Annotated in this window: 10 protein-coding genes and 1 pseudogene; 10 read left to right on the plus strand and 1 reads right to left on the minus strand. The window is 61.3% G+C overall.

The features are described from left to right. Positions 1-25 precede the first annotated feature (25 nt). The 8 genes from KHO18_RS28650 (at position 26) to KHO18_RS28500 (ending at position 17,988) form a co-directional block, all read left to right on the plus strand. Complete coding sequence (locus KHO18_RS28650) at positions 26-11,626, plus strand: calcium-binding protein (protein ID WP_211943527.1); 11,601 nt, start codon at positions 26-28, stop codon at positions 11,624-11,626. Positions 11,627-12,077: 451 nt separating this feature from the next. Next, entirely contained in the window at positions 12,078-12,668 is a 591-nt protein-coding gene (locus KHO18_RS15935; protein WP_211943528.1) for a MalM family protein, read from the plus strand. Then, positions 12,665-13,243 (plus strand): hypothetical protein, encoded by a 579-nt coding sequence (locus tag KHO18_RS15940; RefSeq protein WP_211943529.1) that lies wholly within the window; start codon positions 12,665-12,667, stop codon positions 13,241-13,243. The genes KHO18_RS15935 and KHO18_RS15940 overlap by 4 nt, the downstream gene beginning before the upstream one ends. A gap of 636 nt (positions 13,244-13,879) precedes the next feature. Then, on the plus strand, positions 13,880-14,806 hold the full coding sequence (locus tag KHO18_RS15945) for a LysR family transcriptional regulator (RefSeq protein WP_144196837.1): 927 nt from the start codon (positions 13,880-13,882) through the stop codon (positions 14,804-14,806). Between the two features lie 267 nt (positions 14,807-15,073). After that, positions 15,074-15,709 (plus strand): nitroreductase family protein, encoded by a 636-nt coding sequence (locus KHO18_RS15950; protein WP_377731599.1) that lies wholly within the window; start codon positions 15,074-15,076, stop codon positions 15,707-15,709. Between the two features lie 36 nt (positions 15,710-15,745). Then, entirely contained in the window at positions 15,746-16,291 is a 546-nt protein-coding gene (locus KHO18_RS15955) for a carboxymuconolactone decarboxylase family protein (RefSeq protein WP_144196839.1), read from the plus strand. Between the two features lie 93 nt (positions 16,292-16,384). Then, positions 16,385-17,341, plus strand: a complete 957-nt coding sequence (locus tag KHO18_RS15960; protein WP_211943538.1) for an AraC family transcriptional regulator — start codon at positions 16,385-16,387, stop codon at positions 17,339-17,341. A gap of 116 nt (positions 17,342-17,457) precedes the next feature. Beyond that, on the plus strand, positions 17,458-17,988 hold the full coding sequence (locus KHO18_RS28500) for a YkgB family protein (protein WP_244844840.1): 531 nt from the start codon (positions 17,458-17,460) through the stop codon (positions 17,986-17,988). Here the strand turns inward: KHO18_RS28500 and pdxR are convergent. Further along, positions 17,950-19,356: pseudogene (gene pdxR / locus KHO18_RS15965) on the minus strand (MocR-like pyridoxine biosynthesis transcription factor PdxR); the annotation flags it as partial. The gene KHO18_RS28500 and the pseudogene pdxR sit on opposite strands and share 39 nt — an antisense overlap. Before the next feature lie 44 nt (positions 19,357-19,400). Here pdxR and KHO18_RS15970 point away from each other — a divergent pair. Continuing rightward, on the plus strand, positions 19,401-20,258 hold the full coding sequence (locus KHO18_RS15970) for an AraC family transcriptional regulator (protein WP_211943531.1): 858 nt from the start codon (positions 19,401-19,403) through the stop codon (positions 20,256-20,258). Between the two features lie 381 nt (positions 20,259-20,639). Continuing rightward, the gene (locus KHO18_RS15975; RefSeq protein ID WP_211943532.1) at positions 20,640-21,032 is read left to right on the plus strand and encodes a DUF6228 family protein; all 393 of its coding nucleotides are present in this window, start codon (positions 20,640-20,642) and stop codon (positions 21,030-21,032) included. Positions 21,033-21,099: the final 67 nt, after the last annotated feature.

The raw sequence follows: 21,099 nt of genomic DNA on the forward strand, positions 1-21,099 counted from the left end.
TTGGGTGGCTCTCGGAGCGGGGCCCATGCAGGTAACGGCAGTCAATCTCAAACAAAGAAAACAAATGCAGACGCTAAACAGTACCGATCTGGCCCGTCTTGAGACAGTTCTTAGGAGCGGCGACGTCAATGGGTTCTACACCGAGATGCTGGATCGTGGATACATGTATGCAGGCTGGGGGCGCGGCGTTGCGAATGGGGACACAATTGCCGGCGTGGCGGCACTGGATTATCTGCAGGGTTCGGCGTTGATGGGGGCGAGCGGAGAAGCTTGTCGAAACCTGAGTGACGAGCAGGTGCAGTCTATTAAGACTGGGATGGCCGAAGCCTATCTCACGGCTCTGCAGGCGATCTCCCGGGAGTCGCCTGGAGGGGAGGTCCTGCGTGATGTTAATGCACGAGAGGTATGGGACTTTCACAAGCAGGTCTTTGAAGCCAACAAACTCGGTATTGAAAACTGGACGCTCAACTCCGTCTTCGAGTTACTGGTAAAGAACGGCGGAGAGGGCGCACTGGAACGGAACTGGGAGGCGATCCGCGATACCGGGGGTGAAGGCTATGCGGCTACGCGGATCAACCTCGACGTGCTGGGCTTCATGCTGTTGAATGCCGCGTCCTCCGATCCCTCTACCCGAGCCATGGCCGAGGAGTGGATCAAGATGGTGCCTGGCATTTTCCAGGGCCAGTGGGAAAACACGCTCCGCGTGCTGGAGCGTTTCGTCGACGCGCAACTGAAGCTGATCGATGCGACGATCAACGGGCTGACCAATTCGTTGTTCAATCAAGCCCGCAATTTCGTCATGGTCTACGATCCGCTGGTGCTTGACCTCGATGGGGATGGCCTGGAACTGTCGGGTGCCACGGGCAATGTACTGTTCGATTTCAACGAGGATGGCATCAAGACCGGTACGGGGTGGGCCCGACCGGACGACGGCTTCCTGGTGCGCGATTTGAACGGCAATGGCGTCATCGACTCGGGTCGTGAACTGTTCGGCGTGGATACCCTGAAGCGCAACGGACAGTTGGCCTCCAATGGTTTCGATGCGCTGGCGGACCTGGACTCCAATGGCGACGGCGTAATCAGCGCCGCGGATGATGCCTTTGGACAACTGCGCATCTGGCAGGACACCAATCAAGATGGCATCACGCAGGCCAGCGAACTGAAATCGCTACTCGATCTCAACATCACCTCGATCAATATCGGTGGGACCTCCGTGGGGCCGCAGGCCGGACAAAACATCAACGGCAATAGCGTCGCGCTTTCGGCAACCTTCACACGCGATGGTCAGACACGTACGGTGGGCGCTATCGATCTGGCGTCAAATCCGTTTTTTTCCGAGCATCCGACGGAGGTGCTGGACCCGAACGGCAATACCGTGGAACCCAGCGAGCAGGCCCGTCAGTTGCCGCAGATGCGTGGCTCGGGCATGGCGCGCGACCTGCGCAGCGCGGCGAGCCTGAGTGGTGCGCTTGCTGCCTCGGTGACGGCATTCGCGGGGCTCGACACGCGTGCCGCACAATTGGCGGCGCTCGACGATGTCATCGGCAAATGGGCGAAAAGCTCGTCGTACTGGAGCAGCCTGGATGGGTATCTCAAGGGCATGGTTACGATCAAGCTCCCAGCCGATGCCGGCATGACCGAGGCCGAGTTCCGCACGATGATGGCCGTGCTCGAAGTGTTCAATGGCTCGAGGTTCTATGACATCGGTACGGGCCGGACGACGCCGGCAGGCTTCGTGCAGGCTACCGAACAGTCCGTCGATCCCGTTACGGGCGGACTGGTCTTCTCGCGAAAATTCACGCTCAGCCCGCCGGCGGACCAGCTCAGGCTGATCAAGGAAGCCTACGCGGCGCTCAAGGAAAGCGTCTATGGCGGCCTGGTTACGCAGACGCGCCTGGCGGGGTATCTGGATGCCGTACGTATGACCGAGGACGCTACCGGCGTGCATCTCGATGGCACCGGATTGCTTTCCAGGCTGGCCACTCGCCACGGCAGTGACCAGGTCAATGCGTTGATCGACCTGGTGGAACTGAATCGATTTTCCGGTGTGGCGGTCCGTGCAGCAGGTATCGACGGTACTGGCCTGCTGCGCGACTGGCTGGCCGCGCTGCCAGCCGATGCGCCGGTACGCAGCCAGTTTGCGGACCTCCACCTGTTTACCGGCTCGGCAACGACGGGCACCACGCTCTCCGATGTTTACATCGGCAACGCTTCGGCAAACACCTTCTGGGGCCAGGCCGGAAGCGACACCATCAGCGGCGGTGATGGCAATGACATGCTTTATGGCGGAGATGGCGACGACTACGTCGAAGGAAATGCGGGCACGGACACGTTAAGCGGCGATGCCGGTAACGATGACCTGTTCGGCCAGGCGGGCAACGACACGCTTGAAGGTGGCGCCGGCAACGACGTGCTCGATGGCGGCGAGGGCGACGACCAGCTCACTGGCGGATTCGGGTCCGACACCTACATCTTTGGCCGTGGATATGGGCGCGACAGCATCGGCAACCAGGCCGAAGGCGACGCCGCCACGGGCAAGCAAGACATCGTCAGGATGAAGGACATCGCGGCTGGCGATGTCACCATGCGTCGCGAGAATGACGACCTCGTGCTCTACGTGAACGGCACCTACGACAGCCTGCGCATTCGCTCGTACTTCTACCAGGACGGTACGGGATCTTCGGGCTACGCGGTCGATCGCATCGCGTTTTCGGATGGCGTCGTCTGGAGTGTGGACACCGTACGCGGCATGACGATTACGCCGACGGCGGGCAACGATACGCTGGTCGGATTCTCGATTGCGGACAACATGCATGGCCTCGATGGCGCTGACGTTCTCTATGGACGAGGCGGCGACGACAGACTGGACGGCGGTGCCGGGTCCGATACCTTGTATGGCGAAGCCGGGGCAGACACGCTGCTAGGCGGCGACGCCAATGACACCCTGTATGGAGGCGACGGCGGCGACGTACTGTATGGCGACAACGGCAACGATGCGCTCGAAGGCGGCGCAGGCAACGATCAGCTCGATGGCGGAGCCGGCGACGATACGCTGACTGGCGGCGTGGGATCGGACGTCTATGTTTTTGGCATCGGCTCGGGCAGCGACACGATCAACAACTACGCTTCGGGCGCAGAGTTAGTCGGCAAGGTTGATGCCGTGGCGCTGCAGCGGCTCAATCTGGCTGATGTGATCGTGCGCCGCGAGAGCGACGACCTCGTGATCTATGTGGGCGGTACCGCCGATTCACTGCGTATCACTAACTACTTCTATCAGGATGGCATATATCCCTATGGCTACGCGGTGGATCAATTGCGTTTTGCCGACGGGACCACGCTGGATATCGGAGCGGTCAAGGCGCTGGCGATCACCGGCGGTACGGGCAACAACACGCTGATAGGTTATGCCGGCGACGACACAATGGCCGGAGAAGATGGTGACGACACGTTGTACGGTCGTGCCGGAAACGACGTGTTGGATGGTGGTACAGGCGCCGACGTGCTGTACGGGGAAGCGGGCAACGACACGCTTTTCGGCGGGTTGGGCGATGATCGCCTATACGGTAACGACGGCGCCGATATGCTGCTAGGTCAGGGTGGCAACGACACCCTGGATGGCGGAAATGGCAACGACCGTCTCGATGGCGGGGCGGGCAATGATTCGCTGAGTGGTGGCTATGGGTCCGACGTGTATGTGTTCGGTATCGGATCAGGTTACGACACCATCAATAACTACGCGTCTGGCGACAGCGCCAGCAAGGTCGACGCGATCGAGCTGCAAGCGCTCAACCAGTCCGACGTGATCCTGCGGCGTGACGGGGATGACCTGCTCGTCTATATCCGTAATCAGCCGGATGTGCTGCGCGTGAACTACTACTTCCAGAGCGACGGCATCAATAACTCGGGCTATGCCGTCGACCAGATCCGTTTCGCCGATGGCGTCATCTTCGACGTGGCCGCAGTGAAATCGTTGGTTATGGTCAGCACCACAGGTAATGACGTGCTCACTGGTTATGCCACCGATGACATCATCCGCGGCGATGCCGGGAGCGACACGCTGTACGGCCGTGCCGGCAATGACACGCTGGAAGGGGGTGCTGGCGCCGATACGCTCCATGGCGAATCCGGCAACGATACGTTGGACGGTGGCGACGGCAATGACGTGCTCAACGGTAATGACGGCGCCGATACGCTAATGGGAGGCGATGGCAACGACACGCTCGATGGTAACGGAAGCAATGACCGGCTGGATGGCGGCGCCGGCAACGATACCCTGATGGGCGGACAGGGATCGGATACTTACGTATTTGGCGTGGGATCGGGTAAGGACACCATCGGCAACGCCGTGTACAACGACATTGGCAAGGTGGACACGCTTGAGCTCGCAGGGCTCAACGCCGCTGACATTACGATGCGCCGCGAATCGGACGATCTCGTTATCACTATCAATGGCACGACGGATTCCATACGTATCAGTGCGCATTTTAGCGGCGACAACAAGAGCCTGTATGGCTACGCCATCGACCGGATTGTCTTTGCCGACGGCACGGTCATGCAGTACAACGACATCGCCGCGGCGGTGTCTGCCTCCACGCCTGGCGTGCGCCTGACGGGAAGCGAAGGCGCTGACGTGCTGACCGGCACGATAGGCACCGACACCATCCTGGGCAACGGCGGCAACGATGTCATCGATGGCGGCGCGGGCAATGACCTGCTGACCGGCGGGGCCGGCAACGATACCTACCTGTTCGGACGCGGATCGGGCAAGGACACGATCTCCGGCCAGGATAGCGGCGTGGGCAAGCGCGATATCGTGCAGATGGGGCCGGGTATCGCTGCATCGGATATCAGGGTGACCCGCGAGTCCGACAAGCTGATCCTGACGATAGCAGGCACTGCGGATTCATTGATCGTCAACGATTACTTCTATGGCGATGCCACCTCCGGCTATCAGGTCGAGGAAATCGTCTTCGCCGACGGCACGCGGTGGGATATCGCGGCAATCAAAGCGATGGTTCAGATCGCTACTGCCGGGAACGACACGTTGCAGGGCTACGCCAACGCAGACACGCTGCAAGGCGGTGATGGCGAGGACACGCTGTACGGCTACGCAGGCGACGATACGCTGGATGGCGGGGCGGGGCTCGACGTCGTCTACGGCGGCGCTGGTCGAGACAAGCTGAGCGGTGGGTCGCAGAACGATACGCTCTATGGCGAAGCCGGTGACGATGTGCTGCTGGGCGACAGCGGCAACGACACGCTGGACGGCGGCGACGGCAACGATATCCTCGATGGCGGCACCGGACACGACACGCTGATCGGCGGCGCGGGCAACGATACCTATCTTTTCGGCCTTGGCTCTGGCAGCGACACGATCTCGGGCTACGACACGCAGGCGGGCAAGCGCGATGTGGTGCAGTTTGGGGTGGGCATCGGGCGAAATGATATCGACGTACGTCGCGTGGGCAGCAACCTCGTGATGGCGATTCGTGGCACCGCGGATTCGCTGACCGTCAGCGGCTATTTCTACGGGGACGCCACCTCGGGTTATCAGGTGGAGGAGATCCGCTTCGAAGATGGAACCATCTGGGATGTGGCTACCATCAAGGCGATGGCGCTGGCGGCCACCGACGGTAATGACGTGTTGCAGGGCTATGCTGGCAACGACGTGATCGCGGGTGGCATTGGCGAGGACACGATCAACGGCAACGCCGGCAATGACCAGATTGACGGTGGTGGCGGTGCCGATACGATCACTGGCGGGACGGGTAACGACATCATTCTCGGCGGCTCGCAGAACGACTCGTTGTACGGGGAGGCCGGCAACGATACGCTGTTGGGCGATAGCGGCAACGATACGCTCAGCGGTGGTGATGGCGACGATGTGCTGGATGGCGGCGCTAACAACGACACGCTTGATGGCGGCGCTGGCAACGATACCTATCTGTTCGGACGCGGATTCGGCTGGGATACCATTTCCCAGAGCGACAGTGGGGTGGGCAAGCGTGATGTCGTACTGATCGGCCCCGGCATTGGAGCCGGGGATATGCGGGTGCGCCGCGAGGCAACCCACCTTGTTCTGACCATCGAGGGCACCAGCGATACGCTGGTAGTCGGCAACTACTTTTCGAGCGACGGCACGTCGGGGGCACAGGTGGAGGAGATCCGCTTCGCCGACGGCACCGTTTGGACCGTTGCGGCAATCAAGGCGATGGTGCAGGGCAGTTCCAGCGGCAACGATATGGTCTACGGCTACGCAGGCAATGACGTGCTGGCAGGGCAGGCCGGCGACGACACGCTGTACGGCTATGGCGGCGACGACACGCTCGACGGTGGCGACGGGGCGGACACGCTATACGGAGGTGTCGGCAACGATGCGCTGAACGGCGGCGCGCACAGCGACACGCTTTATGGCGGCGATGGCGATGACACCGTCGTCGGCGACAGTGGCAACGACACGCTGTATGGCGAGGCAGGCAATGACGTGTTGCGCGGCGGCGACGGCAACGACTCGCTCGATGGAGGAGCGGGGGCCGACATGCTCGATGGCGGAAAGGGCGACGATACGCTGACCGGAAACGTTGGCAACGACATCTTCCGATTCGACCGCGGATACGGCAAGGACACCATCAGCGGCGTCGACAGTACGGTGGGCAAGCGCGATGTGCTGGAACTCGGTGCGGGCATTGCGGTGGCGGACATCACGGTGCGACGCGTGGGCGATAGCCTCGTGCTGGCCGTGGCCGATACGACCGATACCCTGACGGTCGTCGACTACTTCTATGCCGACGCAACGTATGGCGCCCAGCTTGAGGAGATCCGGTTTGCGGACGGCACTGTCTGGAGCGTTGCCGATGTCAAGTCGCTGGTGCAGTTGCCCACGGCTGGCAACGATATTCTCAAGGGCTATGCCGGCGCCGATGCATTGTCCGGCGATGCTGGCGACGATACGCTCTATGGCTATGCAGGCAATGATGTGCTGGACGGTGGCGCGGGTGCTGACACGCTCTATGGCGGCACTGGCAACGATACGATGGCGGGCGGCGCGCAGGCCGACATCATGTATGGAGAGGCTGGGAACGACACTCTGGCTGGCGGCGCGGGTGACGACACGCTCGATGGAGGCGTGGGCGACGATGTGTTGGACGGTGGCGCCGGTAACGACGGCATGTGGGGGGGGACGGGGAACGACACGTTCCTGTTTGGGCGAGGTGGCGGCAAGGACTTCATCCGTATCGAAGACAGCACAGCGGGCAAGGTCGACACGCTGAAGCTCGGCGAGGGCATCACCGCGGACGATGTCGTGTTGAACTACCTCGACGGCAACCTGATCCTGTCACTGCGTGACACCGCAGACCAGATCCGGGTGATCGGGCATGGCACGTCGCCGCTCGACCGTATTGTGTTTGCCGACGGCACGGTGTGGGATGCCGCGGGAATCCGGGCACGGATGACCGGACCTACCGCCGGCGCGGACACCATTGTCTGGGGCGGTGGCGACGATGTCGTGGATGGCCTGGCAGGCAACGATGTACTTGATGGTGGCGCTGGCGCCGATACGTTGCGCGGTGGCGCGGGGGACGATACCTACGTGTTCCACGTGGGTAGCGGCAACGATATCGTCTCGCAATACGATTCCACGGCGGGACGCGTGGACACGATCCGCTTCGAGGGTATTCCGGCCACTGGCCTGCAAAGCGTGACCCGCGTCGGCTATGACCTGATCATCGCCTATGGGAACGACGACCGCATCACGCTGCAGAACTTCTACTATGACCCCGCCTATCTGGTGGATCGCTTCGCCTTTGCCGATGGCACAACGTGGACGCGTGCCGAACTGTTTTCCGCTTATGGCATCCGCCTCAGTGCAGGCAATGACGCCTACGCATTCACCTCCGATGCGGAAGTGGTTTTCGCTGGGAGCGGAGACGACTATGTAACGGCCGGGGCTGGGGACGACGTGCTGTATGGGGAATCCGGCAATGACGCCTTGCATGGCGAAGTGGGCAATGATGTCCTTGACGGTGGCGCAGGTATCGACTCGCTGAGCGGCGGGAGTGGCAACGACGTGCTGATTGGCGGCACCGGCAACGATACGCTGAACGGCGGAGCGGGCAACGATGTGTATCGCTTCTCGCGTGGCGATGGGGCGGACATGGTTGTGGATGGTGATAGCGTGCTCGGCAATGTTGATGCCATCGAGTTCACCGACGTGAAGTCCACTGACATTCGTGGGTTCGAGAAGAGCGGCAATGACCTGGTGCTGCGCTACGGAGAGGGTGCTGGCGACATCGTCACGATCCAGTACTTCTTCTACGATACGGCCTACATCATCGAGGAATTCCGCTTTGCCGATGGCGTGACCTTCGGCCGGGCGGATGTCGCGCAACGCCTGATTGGTACGAGCGGTGCCGACTCGATTAGTGCCTGGAGCAACTATGCGAGCCACATCCAGGGTCTGGCGGGCAACGACTCGATCGGCGGCAGTTCGCTTGACGATGTGCTCGACGGTGGCGCCGGCAACGACACGCTGAGTGGCGGCAACGGGAACGACACGCTGCTGGGAGGAGACGGCGTCGATTCGCTCAGTGGTGGCGCAGGCAACGACGTGCTGGTGAGCGGCACTGGCAACGACACGCTGAGCGACGGTGCGGGCAACGATACCTATCGGTTCTCGCGCGGAGACGGTGCCGACACGGTCATCGATTATGACAACACGGTCGGCAATTTCGACGTGATCGAATTCACGGACATCAAGTCCACCGACATCCTTGGGTTCGAGCAGCGGGGCAACGACATGGTGCTGCGCTACGGTGATGGACAAGCCGATTCGGTGACGGTGTCGTACTACTTCTACGACTCGGGTTACACCATCGAGCAGTTCCGCTTTGCCGATGGCGTGACGTTCGACAGGGTAGCGTTGTCGTTGCGGCTGCTTGGTACGTCGGGCAACGATTCGCTGTATGCCGGCGCCAATTACGCAAGCTACATCCAGGGCCTGGCGGGCAATGACTCGATATCAGGCGGAACGCTGGGCGACACGCTCGACGGCGGCGTTGGCAATGACACGCTGAGCGGCGGCAACGGGAACGACACGCTGCTGGGTGGCTCAGGCATCGATTCGCTCAGCGGTGGTGCAGGCAACGACGTGCTGGTGGGCGGCATCGGCAACGACACACTGAGTGACGGTGCGGGCAATGACACCTATCGGTTCTCGCGCGGAGACGGTGCCGACACAATCAGCGATTATGACAACACGGCTGGCAATGTCGACGTGATCGAATTCACGGATATCAAGTCCACCGACATCGTCGGGTTCGAGAAGATCGGTAACGACCTGGTGCTGCGCTACGGTGATGGACAAGCCGATTCGGTGACGGTGTCGTACTACTTCTACGACTCGGGCTACACCATCGAGCAGTTCCGCTTTGCTGACGGGGTGACCTACGACAAGGCCGCCGTGGCACAGCACTTCGTGGGGACGTCGGGTAACGACTCCCTGTCGGGCTGGAGTACGCTGGCCAACGGCATCCAGGGGCTTGATGGCAACGACACGATCAGCGGGGGCAGCCTCGACGACGTTCTCGACGGTGGCGCAGATATTGACTCGTTGAGCGGCGGGAGTGGTAACGACGTGCTGATTGGCGGCATCGGCAACGATGCGCTGAACGGCGGAGCGGGCAATGACGTGTATCGTTTCTCGCGTGGCGATGGGGCGGACATGGTCGTGGACGGTGATAGCGTGCTCGGCAATGTCGATGCCATCGAGTTCACCGACGTGAAGTCCACTGACATTCGTGGGTTCGAGAAGAGTGGCAATGACCTGGTGCTCCGCTACGGAGAGGGCGCTGGCGACATCGTCACGATCCAGTACTTCTTCTACGACACAGCCTACATCATCGAGGAATTCCGCTTTGCCGATGGCGTGACCTTCGGCCGGGCGGATGTCGCGCAACGCCTGATTGGTACGAGCGGGGCGGATTCGTTCAGCGCCTGGAGCAACTATGCGAGCCACATCCAGGGGCTGGCGGGTAACGACTCGATCAGCGGAAGCGCGCTGAACGATGTGCTAGACGGTGGCACTGGCAACGACACGCTGAGTGGCGGCAACGGGAACGACACGCTGCTGGGAGGAGACGGCGTCGATTCGCTCAGCGGTGGTGCAGGCAACGACGTGTTGGTGGGCGGCACTGGCAACGACACACTGAGTGACGGTGCGGGCAATGACACCTATCGGTTCTCGCGCGGAGACGGTGCCGACACGGTCAGCGATTATGACAACACGGCGGGCAATACCGATGTGATCGAATTCACGGACCTCAAGTCCACCGACATCCTTGGGTTCGAGAAGAACGGTCACGACCTGGTGCTGCGCTACGGCGAAGGACAGGCCGATTCGGTGACGGTGTCGTACTACTTCTACGACACGGGCTACACCATCGAGCAGTTCCGCTTTGCCGATGGGGTGACGTTCGACAGGGCGGATGTCGCGCAACGCCTGATTGGTACGAGCGGGGCGGATTCGTTCAGCGCCTGGAGCAACTATGCGAGTCACATTCAGGGTCTGGCAGGCAACGACTCGATCAGCGGTAGTGTGCTTGACGATGTGCTCGATGGTGGCACCGGTAGTGACACGCTGAGCGGCGGCACAGGGAACGACACGCTGCTGGGAGGAGAGGGCGTCGATTCGCTCAACGGTGGTGCAGGCAACGACGTGCTGGTGGGCGGCATCGGCAACGACACACTGAGCGACGGTGCGGGCAATGACACCTATCGGTTCTCGCGCGGAGACGGTGCCGACACGGTCAGCGATTATGACAACACGGCCAGCAATGTTGACGTGATCGAATTCACAGACCTCAAGTCCACCGACATCGTCGGGTTCGAGAAGATCGGTTACGACCTGGTGCTGCGCTACGGTGATGGACAAGCCGATTCGGTGACGGTGTCGTACTACTTCTACGACTCGGGCTACACCATCGAGCAGTTCCGCTTTGCTGACGGGGTGACCTATGACAAGGCTGCCGTGGCACAGCACTTCGTGGGGACGTCGGGTAACGACTCGCTGTCGGGCTGGAGTACGCTGGCCAACGGCATCCGGGGGCTCGATGGCAACGACACGATCAGCGGGGGCAGCCTCGACGACGTTCTAGACGGCGGCGCAGGTATTGATTCGCTGAGCGGTGGCAATGGCAACGACGTGCTGATTGGGGGAACCGGCAACGATACGCTGAACGGCGGAGCGGGCAATGATGTGTATCGTTTCTCGCGTGGCGATGGGGCGGACATTGTCAATGACTACGATAACGCCGCGGGGAATCTCGATACCCTGCACTTTGGAGCGGGCATCGAATCGGACCAACTCTGGTTCCGTCGCGCTGGCACGGATCTCGATATCAGTGTGATTGGCACCGGCGATAGTCTACGCATCTCAAATTGGTATTCGGACAAGGGCTACCACGTGGAGTCGATCGAGGTCGATGGCGGCTTGCGTCTGCTTGACAGCCAGGTCGACAACCTTGTTAGCGCGATGGCTGCCTTCAGCCCTCCGTCCGCGGGAACAACAACGTTGCCGGACAACTATCGAGAAGCATTGAACAATACGCTCGCTGCCAACTGGAAGTAGCCCACGGGATGTCGCACTCTTGGTCGAGTCGATCAGGGGTGCGATTGCGCACGCTGCATCACAATAGACTCAATTGCGCCTGACGGGCGTTCACCTGCGTGCATCATGGCTGGTTACTCGTCCGAACAAATAGGACGCCGCGGCCGAAGTGTTCAGCATTCGATAGACGGCGCCGATGTTCACTTAGAACATGGCGCCTTGCATCTCTCTACGTCAACTTTGAGTACGACTGCCGTCGTTCGATTTTACGAATTCAACGACTGGTTATGGCCGGTAAGGGACCGATTGACTGTAAGAACGCTTACCGCGCAGTCGGCAGCTGTGCATGGACGTGGAGTGATCGGGAAAGCGGGGCGGCTCCCCCTGCGACCGTAGGGTGCAATTGGCGTCCGGCGTGCCGTTATAAGCAGCGTACGCCGAGCCGGCGTCCATTCCAATCGCCCAACGATCCATGCAGCTGTCTTTACGAGTCCCGATTTTCGCCACGACGCTGTTGCTTGCCGGTTGCGCGCGCCCGCCATTGATTCCCGTTGCCCCCGCTGCGTCAAGGGTCTGCTGCCAGTCGCTGCAGCAATTGCCGGTGGATACCCTGACGTTCGAGGACACCAAATCGGTGTCGTTCGATGCCGAGCGTTCGCCGGTGTTTACGTTCCCCGAAGGCAATGGCGTTTTTGCGGCCTACACGCTGCCGACGGCATCGGAAGGCGCCGTGCTTGAGCTGCGCGCCTTCGTAAAGGGTGGCCCGACGATACCGTCAATGTCGATTTTTAGGCCAAATGCGCTGTTTCTCGATACGGCGCGCAATCCGCTACCCGGCCCGCGCGAAGCGCCATTGCGCACCCGCAAGGGAATTCTCGCGCGGTCCATGTCGAAAATCGCGACATACGAGGTGCCGGCGCAGGCGCGATTTGTCGTCGTGTATTCCGGAAGCCCGCACGCTGAGCGCAGCACCATCAGCTCGGAAAACGGCACCATGTACGGCATTCCCTATTCGTACACCGGGAGCGTGGATATTTCGTTGAAAAAGGCCCACGCCAAATGACGATATTGCATCCGCGACAGATCAGAATCTTGGCAACGGCTGCCCTGGTCACGATGGCGACGCTCCTGACCGGCTGCGCCACGATCATCGAAATGACGACAAACGCCGATCCCGGCCCGGATGCCGCGCGCGTTCGCTTCCGGCTGGAAGCGCCCGGAAACGTATTCATCCGGGAAGCATCCGCGACCCAGTGCTTCTACTCGACCGACGCCACGAATGGCCGAATTGCAGCTCTGAGCTACAACACACAGGCTATCCGGTGGATCGTCGAAAGTCGGCTCGACCGTATCGGCATGCCAGGCGGCGAACAATACTCGTCGATTTCCTACACCGAAGCACGGGTGCGTGCTGGCACGCCGGTCGCCTTGCGCTTTATCGAGTTAAAGGGAGGCATCAACTCGCCTCCGCGCTATGCGCAATGGGTCGTCACGTTGGAGCCGGGCAAGGACTACGAAGTGCTGCTGGGCAATGCGCTTGGCTCGGTGACGGTATCCGAGATCGTGACGAGCGACGGCTTGAGCCAGCTTGTGCCGGCGAACATCGCCGTACGCACGCCATATTGCACAGGTCAGTAAGACCGAGACGCCGAAAAAGGGGGGCGCCGCCTGGCCCCTGCACGGCTCACCTACGCCCCGGCATCCTCCTGCCGTGCCGGCGCGGGAGGGCACAAGGTCCGGCAATACGATGGAGGGCAGGTAACCACGCAGGTCAGCATAACAATTGTCCACCCCCAACTTGATCATCAACCGATCAAGAAGCGATCATGGTTTTTGCCCAGCCACGGTGGCGCGCGGCCGCGACCCGACCGCCATCGCAACACACTAAACTTCGATACACCGGCTGAACGACTCCATCAAGCTGTTGCGTTGACCGGTTGAATCCGCCGAATTCACAGCCGCTCGCTGCCATAGACGCTCCTTAGCAAGGGCTTGGCAGGCGCCAAGCAAGTACCGCCCATCAGCGTCGTTCGACGCATCCGCGAGGTCGAGGCAGCGCAAGGACATCGTCCCGACTTATAGCGTGCCTGTCCTCCGGTTCGGTCAACGCACTTCCGTGCATCCCATTCTTGGTACACACGAAAGCGAAAATCTTGGTTCTTCAATTCGCGCGGTCGAGCGTACAGAATGCGGACATCAAGACGGTCTCCCAGTCACTCAGCCAGCGCCAAGTGAGACGGTCTCAAAGCCCTACGCCTTTGGAGAGCTGTCATCATGGATCGTCTCGTCTCGATGCAGGCATTCACGCGAGTGGTGGATGTCGGCAGCTTTGCAGGCGCCGCGGAATCTCTGAATCTTCCCAAGGCCACGCTTACCCGACTGATCCAAAAGCTGGAGACGCATCTTGCGGTCAAGCTGCTGCACCGGACCACGCGCCGCATCAGCGTGACCACCGAGGGCGCCGCCTACTACGAACGCTGCGTACGCATCCTGGCCGACATCGACGAAGCGGAGTACCTGCTGACAAGCCATAACAACTCGCCGCGCGGCACGCTGAACGTGGACACCACGAGCGGGATCGCGAAAATGGTCCTTATGCCGCAACTGCATGACTTCTGCAATGCGTATCCGGAGATCAGGCTCGAACTGACCAGCAACGGCAAGCCGATTGACCTGCTAAAAGAAGGCGTGGACGTGGTGCTGCGCGTGGGCGCGCTGGAAGAAGCCATGGTGGCGCGCCGCATCGGCTGGCTACGGCTGGCGCTCTACGCGTCGCCGATCTATTTGCGCCGCTTCGGCACGCCCCAGGATCTTACGGAGCTGGCGCAGCACAAGGCGGTGAGTCTTCTGTCTAACCGCACCGGACGCGCGACGCCGTGGTCGCTCGCTCGTGGCGGCGAACGCGGCGAAGTGCTGCTGCCCTCCGTAATTGCCACGAACGATACCGATGTCCATCTGGGCTGCGCGTTGGACGGCCACGGCATTGCATGCATGTCACGGGCGACAGCCGCGCCCTATGTCGACAGTGGCCGGCTGGTGGAAATCATGTCCGGCTGGCAGAGCGACCCAATACCGATCTCCGCGATGTATCCGCAGAACCGGCACCTGTCGGCAAAGGTGCGGGTGTTCGTGAACTGGGCTGCCGACATTTTTTCCCGGCATCCGCATTTCGGTGCCGAGGCGCCGAAGCTCGCGGCCTGATCCGGGCACATACCAACACGTTACCCAACCTCGCATGTCACGCGCGACGCACACCCGAGGCGCCGTGACCTTCTGTCGCAAGTGCAGCATTCAACCTATTTCAAACTGATCCTTTCGGGCACTGATTTGAGCAAAAACAGCCTCGAAATCGTTATCTGACACCTCTAAAGTGGAGGCTCACAACCAACCGATGAAACGTCCGCGCCAGAAGTGCGCGCCGCCTTGCCGAGTGCCCTTCGGCGTATGGCTTCAACCTCGAAGATCAATATGACTACCGCAATCAACATGACCAACGCCGTTATCGAATGCATCCTGAGTCGCAGCGCGGCCAAGTACTACGATCCGGCCGCCACCTTGAGCGACGACCAGATCCGCGAGCTGGTCCGCATCGGCACGTCCGCGCCGACGTCGTTCCACATGCAGAACTGGCGATTTATCGCCGTGCGCACGGCGGCCGCCAAGGCCAAGCTTAGCCCGATTGCCTGGAGCCAGCCGGCAATCACCGATGCCGCCGTGACCTTCATCATCATCGGCCAACTGGCCGACGCCAGCGTGATTCCGGAACGCCTGGCGCCGCTGGTGGCGGCTGGCGTCATGCCGGCGGCGATGGTGCCCGAGTGGGAAAACCCCGCACGCAATCTGTACCAGGACTATCCGCAACGCCAGCGGGATGAAGCCGTGCGCTCCGGCACGTTTGGCGCGGCGGCAATGATTTACGCGGCCCGTTCGCTGGGCATGGGGTCGACCCCGATGATCGGCTTCGATGCCGAGGCGGTGCACGGTGAATTTGGACTGGCGGCCAACGAGGTGCCGGTCATGCTGCTTTCCGTGGGCCCCGAGCGTCCGGGAAACTGGGCGCAGAAGCCACGCGTGCCCGTGGCCGATGTGCTGGATCTCGTTTAACCGTCAATCCCAGTCTATTTATCCAAGGAGTCCACAATGGCAAGAACCGCAGTGCTGAACCAGGAACAGGTACCCGCCGAATCGAAGGCGACGCTCGATGCATTCACGAAGAACATCGGCTTCACGCCGAACATGATGGCAAGCTTCGCGCAGAGCCCGATTGCGTTCAACGCATGGGCCACGCTGCTGGGCGGCCTGAGCAAGGCGCTCGATGTGAAGACGCGCGACGGGATCGGCCTGGCTGTGTCCGAAGTGAATGGCTGCAACTACTGCCTGACCGTTCACAGCTTTACGGCCGAGCATCTGGCCAAACTGCCGGCCGATGAGATTATCCTTGCCCGAAAGGGCCACGCCAGCGATCCGAAGCGCGACGCGGCGCTGCAGTTTGCGCGCAAGGTAATCGAGACGCGCGGCCAGGTGAGCGACGCAGACCTGAAAGCAGTGCGCGATGCGGGCTACACCGAACCAAACGTCATCGAGATTGTTGCGCTCGTGGCCATGTACTCGCTGACCAACTTCTTCAACAACGTGTTCGATCCGGACAAGGACTTCCCGGCGGTGGCGCCGGCCGGCTCGATCTGAAGCCAGCAGGGACGTAGCCTGTGCTGTGTAGTGGCTGCGTCCCGTGTGCGATAGCGATGAGGCGTTCAAGTGGATCAATATTCCGACGGTAAAGTGCCCCGGATTGACTGGCTGAGCCAGCTCCTGCAGATGATCGACATCACCGGGCAACTGCAGGTGCGCTGCGTGTACGGCGCGCCATGGCGCGTGGCCTGGGACGAGTCCGCCGCGCACGAGATTCCCTATCACATGGTGCTGAAGGGACGGGCCGTCCTTGAAGATCCGCAGACGCGCGCGCTCACGGAGCTGTTGGCTGGCGATATCCTGTTGCTGCCTCACGGCGCGGCGCATGTGCTCCACGATGGTAGCGGGCATGTGCCCGGGGCCACCTCCAATCGCCAGGGCTCCGCAGGCTGGACGCTTAGCGAGAATGACGGCAATGGCGAGCCCCTGGACATGCTCTGCGGACGGTTTTTCATCGGTCCCCCGCACGACCGGATGATTCGTGATTACCTGCCCGCAACGTTCGTGGTGCGGGCAACCGACGGCGGGGGTGCAGACAATGTCTTGTCCGCCACCAAGGATCTGGCAAGGCTGATGGGGCTCATGCGCATGGAATGCGCCACCGACAAGCCGGGCGGATACGCCATGCTCAACGCGTTGAGTTTTGCACTGTTCACACTGGTGCTGCGCGCGGCGAGTGAATCGCAACAGTCCCCGGCAGGCTTGCTGGCGCTTGCCGGCCATCCACGACTGGCCCCGGCGATTTCGGCCATGTTCGCGGATCCGGCCCGACCCTGGAACCTGGCGGAGCTCGCCGAGCTGTGCAGCATGTCTCGCGCTACATTCATGCGGCATTTCCAGTCAAGTCTTGGGCGGTCGGCCAATGACCTGCTGACCGATATCCGGATGAGCCTGGCGGCCAACGCGCTGAGAAAGCCCGGAGCGACCACCGAAGCAGTGGCTGACTCGGTCGGCTACCGGTCCGTGGCGGCATTCCGGCGTGTGTTCACCGAGAAAATGAGCATGACCCCAGGGCAATGGCGCCGCCTGGCACGCCAGGGAACATGATGCGCGCTGTGTTGATCCTTTTGCGCAGCTTATTGCGCCGATGCAGTCTCGAAATCGGTATCGCGTAGAGCTAGATTGAAAGCTCTAGCACCCGAGCAATCCGAATGGAAAACCAAATGAGAACTCTTGCACACCAGCTTCGGCTGCAGATCGCCGAAAAGGGCGTTGAATCGCTGTCTATTCTGGCCCCCCTTAGATGGACGCTCGTCATCGTGTTCCTCTGGTTCGGCGGCATGAAGTTCACTGCCTACGAAGCCAATGGCATCGCGCCGTTTATCGCCAACAGCCCGATCATGAGCTGGATGCACATGCTGCTAGGCGTGCAAGGGGCGAGTTACGCAATTGGGATACTTGAACTGTCGACCGCGGTGGCGCTGATTCTTGGCGCGTTCCGGCCCATTTTCTCGGCATTGGGCGCTGCCATGTCGGCGGCAACCTACCTGATCACGCTTACCTTCTTCTTGAGCACTCCCGGTGTGGCGGAAGTGACGGCGGGGGGATTTCCAGCCATCTCAGCGATGCCGGGTCAGTTCCTGCTCAAGGATCTTGTCTTGCTCGGTGCCTCGGTTTCCCTGCTTCTGGCGTCGGTCGAGGGCCAAGGGCGACTGGCAAGACCGGTCGATGATCTCGAACAGACGACGGCATGATGCGCCGACCTCCGCTTCGGGCGCGGTTGCAACCCCTAGCAGGAGGCCCGACGCCGCAGGGGATGGCGTGGCGAACCACTTCGATAGCGGCGACGGCGCCATGCCGAAATCCATCGCCTCCCGGGCGATCCGGGTATCGGGCGCGCCGTCCGGCAGCCTGAGCAGTATCGCCAGGCCCGCGGCGGTCCACGCAGCATCGCGGAGACGCAACTGCTCGCACAGCGCGTCACGTTGCGTGGAGTAAAGCCGCTTGAGACGGCGGATGCGACGGATGTAGTGGCCATCGCGCATGAACTGAGCCGTGGCGAGTTGGATGATCGGTGTGGGCGCAGGCGCAAGCGTTGCGGTGACCTCTGAGAACGGGGTGATCAGTTCCGCCGGCGCCACGACGAATCCAAGCCGCAGAGCCGGGCTGATGGTCTTGCTAAATGTGCCGATATGAATGACCCGGCCGGCTCCGCTCAGCGATGCCAAGGCGGGAGCCGCCCGGCCATCGAGCTGCAGTTCGCTGAGGTAGTCGTCTTCGATAATCCAGGCGTCGCTGGCAGCCGCCCATTCAAGTAGCTGCAGCCGTCGCGTCAACGACAGCGTCGAGCCCAACGGCGCTTGCTGCCCGGGCGTCACGACGGCCAACGCGGCATCCGGCGCACGCTCGATGCCATATTCGACGTTGATGCCCTCGGCGTCCACGGGTACCGGAACGGCGGTCAGGCGTGCAAGCTCGAGGGCCTTGCGGGTGACCATGAAGCCGGGTTCTTCCATCCAGGCCTTTTTGCCGTCCAGCCCCAGCACCCGCAGTGCGAGACCCAGGCCAGAGATGTAGCCAGAAGTGATGAAGACCTGATCAGGCAGGCAGTGCAGGTTTCTGGAAATGGCGAGATAGCTTGCAATCTCCCGACGCAGTGCGAGCTCGCCACGGGGATCGGGATATATCAATGACGAGAACGTGCCCGTTTTCAGTAGATTCGAAGAACGCGCGCGTGCGAAAAGCCGGTCAGGCAGCCCTTCCAGCGCCGGTATGCCGACCTGAAAGACAGCCGGTCCCGTGTTCATCTGGAGATAGGTACTCATGAATGACCCGGGCCGCGGCGCTTTTGGCTGGGCCACCGGTACGCGTGGCCTAGACGCGACGCGGGTGCCCCGTGCACCGAAGGTTTCGATGATCTGCGCGTCGGACAAACGTTCGTACGCCGCTTGTACCGTGCCGCGCGCTACACCGAGGCGCGCGGCCAGGTCTTGCCATGAGGGCAGCCGGGTGCCAGGGGTGAGCACGCCCGAGTCTATCGCCCTGGCAATGCTCAGGCGAATCTGCTCCGACAGCGGAAGCTTGGCATTCCGGTCGAGACGAATTTGCAGCCTCGAATCCATATTGTCAGTACACAAGGTAGTTGAAAGTTGGCAGGAGACGGAAAGTGGTACGTATCGTCACGGACGTGCATCAGAGCCGAATCACCAGTACTTGGGCGAACACCGAGGTGGAAGTCTTCGAATACGGCGAGCTGCAGGACGTTGCCCGCCCGATCGGATCGCGGCGCGTGAGCCTGCGCGCAGCCTTGCGTGAGACCGGCGGTCGTATCGAGGCGCGCTACAAGCCATCGCAGTCGCTTGCCGACTGCTATCGCGGCAGCGACCACCTCAGCCTCATCGAGCAGGGCGGCGAGGCGTACGGCTATACCCGGTTCATTCGCGGCTTTCGCTGTGTGGCGATCCATTTCGACGATGCGCTGCTGGGCGAGGCTTGCGGCGTCGCCAGCGCGGCGGCCAATTTCCCGTCGCGCCTGATGTTCGAGAACAAGCCGATCTGGGCCATGGCCGACCGTCTGGCACTGGCGTGCGTCACGCCACGCAACGGGCAACAGCTCTACTGCGAAAGCCTCGTCGGCATGCTTGCCGTGGAAATTGCAGGACTGGGGACCACCGCGCCGCTGCTGAGCTGCAAGGGCGGACTCGCGCCGTTCAGGTTGCGCCGCATCCTCGACTACATCGAAGACCATCTTGGCGACAGTATCGCCATCACGGAACTGGCGGCGATGGCGGAAGTCAGCCTCCCGCATTTTATGCGGGCCTTCCGCGCCTCCACAGGCGAAGCGCCGTTGCGCTTCATCATGCGGCGACGGGTAGTCCATGCCACGCGGCTGCTGTTAGAAACTAGTAGGCCGCTGGCCACTATTGCGAATGTCTGCGGCTTCGCGGACCGCTCGCACATGACTACGTGCTTCCGGCGCATCGCCGGCAATACGCCAGCGCGCATTCGTCGCGAACGCTCGTGAGTAACATGGCAAGGCCACGCGTAGGTTCGATATGGAGAAAGGGGCGGCGGCTTCATGGCAGGAAGTTGTGTTGTGCATGATGGCGTGGTAGCCGATGGTATGCGAAGACGTTGGCGGGCTGTAGGCCCCATCGTCATTTAGCAGCACACTCGTGAACAACGTGATCAAGGAAGAAAACGCCAGCCAGGCCCGCCAGTCAATCGATAGTGGCAAAGAGTGGAAAGTGTGCTGTGGGAGCCACCAGCGTCTGACGGGCAATCGGGCGTCGACGGGGCCAGAAGCTGCCACCGGCGCAGAACGACCCTAAGGCGACCTTCGGTGTTGCCAACAGCGGTCATTCAAATGCTAGATTAACGATACTTGGCACTAGGCCCACAACAAATGGACATTCTCGACATCAAATCCTGCGATTCTCGGACGACACTGAGCTTCGCGGTGCATAGCCGCAATGCAGATGAAATCCGGTTTTTTGCGAGAATTTCTGATGCACCCTTCACAGGCGAAGTCCTCGCTTCCACGTACCACAACGGACCTCCGACCGAGTTTTTTGATGACCTGGCGAAAAATTGGACCGGATGGGAAGGACAAAAAAGATGGGAGGCGATCGATGGCGAGTTGTCTTTGACCGCGACAACAACGTCGTTGGGGAACGTGACATTGGTCGTAATAATGAGCGCTGACTCTGGCGATTACACCGCCTCAGCAATATTAAAATTCGAAGCCGGCAGCCTCGATTGCATCGCCGATGATGTTCGTTACTTGTTTCTGGTTTGACTGAAAAAACATCCGGTATCCCGACATAGCATCCCGTATCGAACGACGGTTCCTGGCTGCGGATTCA

The organism is Cupriavidus campinensis, assembly GCF_905397395.1.
Classification (GTDB): Bacteria; Pseudomonadota; Gammaproteobacteria; order Burkholderiales; family Burkholderiaceae; genus Cupriavidus; species Cupriavidus campinensis.

What these genes read in the sequence shown, in the direction of transcription:
- KHO18_RS15975 (WP_211943532.1), top strand. Translation starts at nt 20,640, where the DNA reads ATGGACATTCTCGACATCAAATCCTGCGATTCTCGGACGACACTGAGC.
- KHO18_RS28500 (WP_244844840.1), top strand. Translation starts at nt 17,458, where the DNA reads ATGAGAACTCTTGCACACCAGCTTCGGCTGCAGATCGCCGAAAAGGGC.
- KHO18_RS15940 (WP_211943529.1), top strand. Translation starts at nt 12,665, where the DNA reads ATGACGATATTGCATCCGCGACAGATCAGAATCTTGGCAACGGCTGCC.
- KHO18_RS15935 (WP_211943528.1), top strand. Translation starts at nt 12,078, where the DNA reads ATGCAGCTGTCTTTACGAGTCCCGATTTTCGCCACGACGCTGTTGCTT.
- KHO18_RS15950 (WP_377731599.1), top strand. Translation starts at nt 15,074, where the DNA reads ATGACTACCGCAATCAACATGACCAACGCCGTTATCGAATGCATCCTG.
- KHO18_RS28650 (WP_211943527.1), top strand. Translation starts at nt 26, where the DNA reads ATGCAGGTAACGGCAGTCAATCTCAAACAAAGAAAACAAATGCAGACG.
- KHO18_RS15945 (WP_144196837.1), top strand. Translation starts at nt 13,880, where the DNA reads ATGGATCGTCTCGTCTCGATGCAGGCATTCACGCGAGTGGTGGATGTC.
- KHO18_RS15955 (WP_144196839.1), top strand. Translation starts at nt 15,746, where the DNA reads ATGGCAAGAACCGCAGTGCTGAACCAGGAACAGGTACCCGCCGAATCG.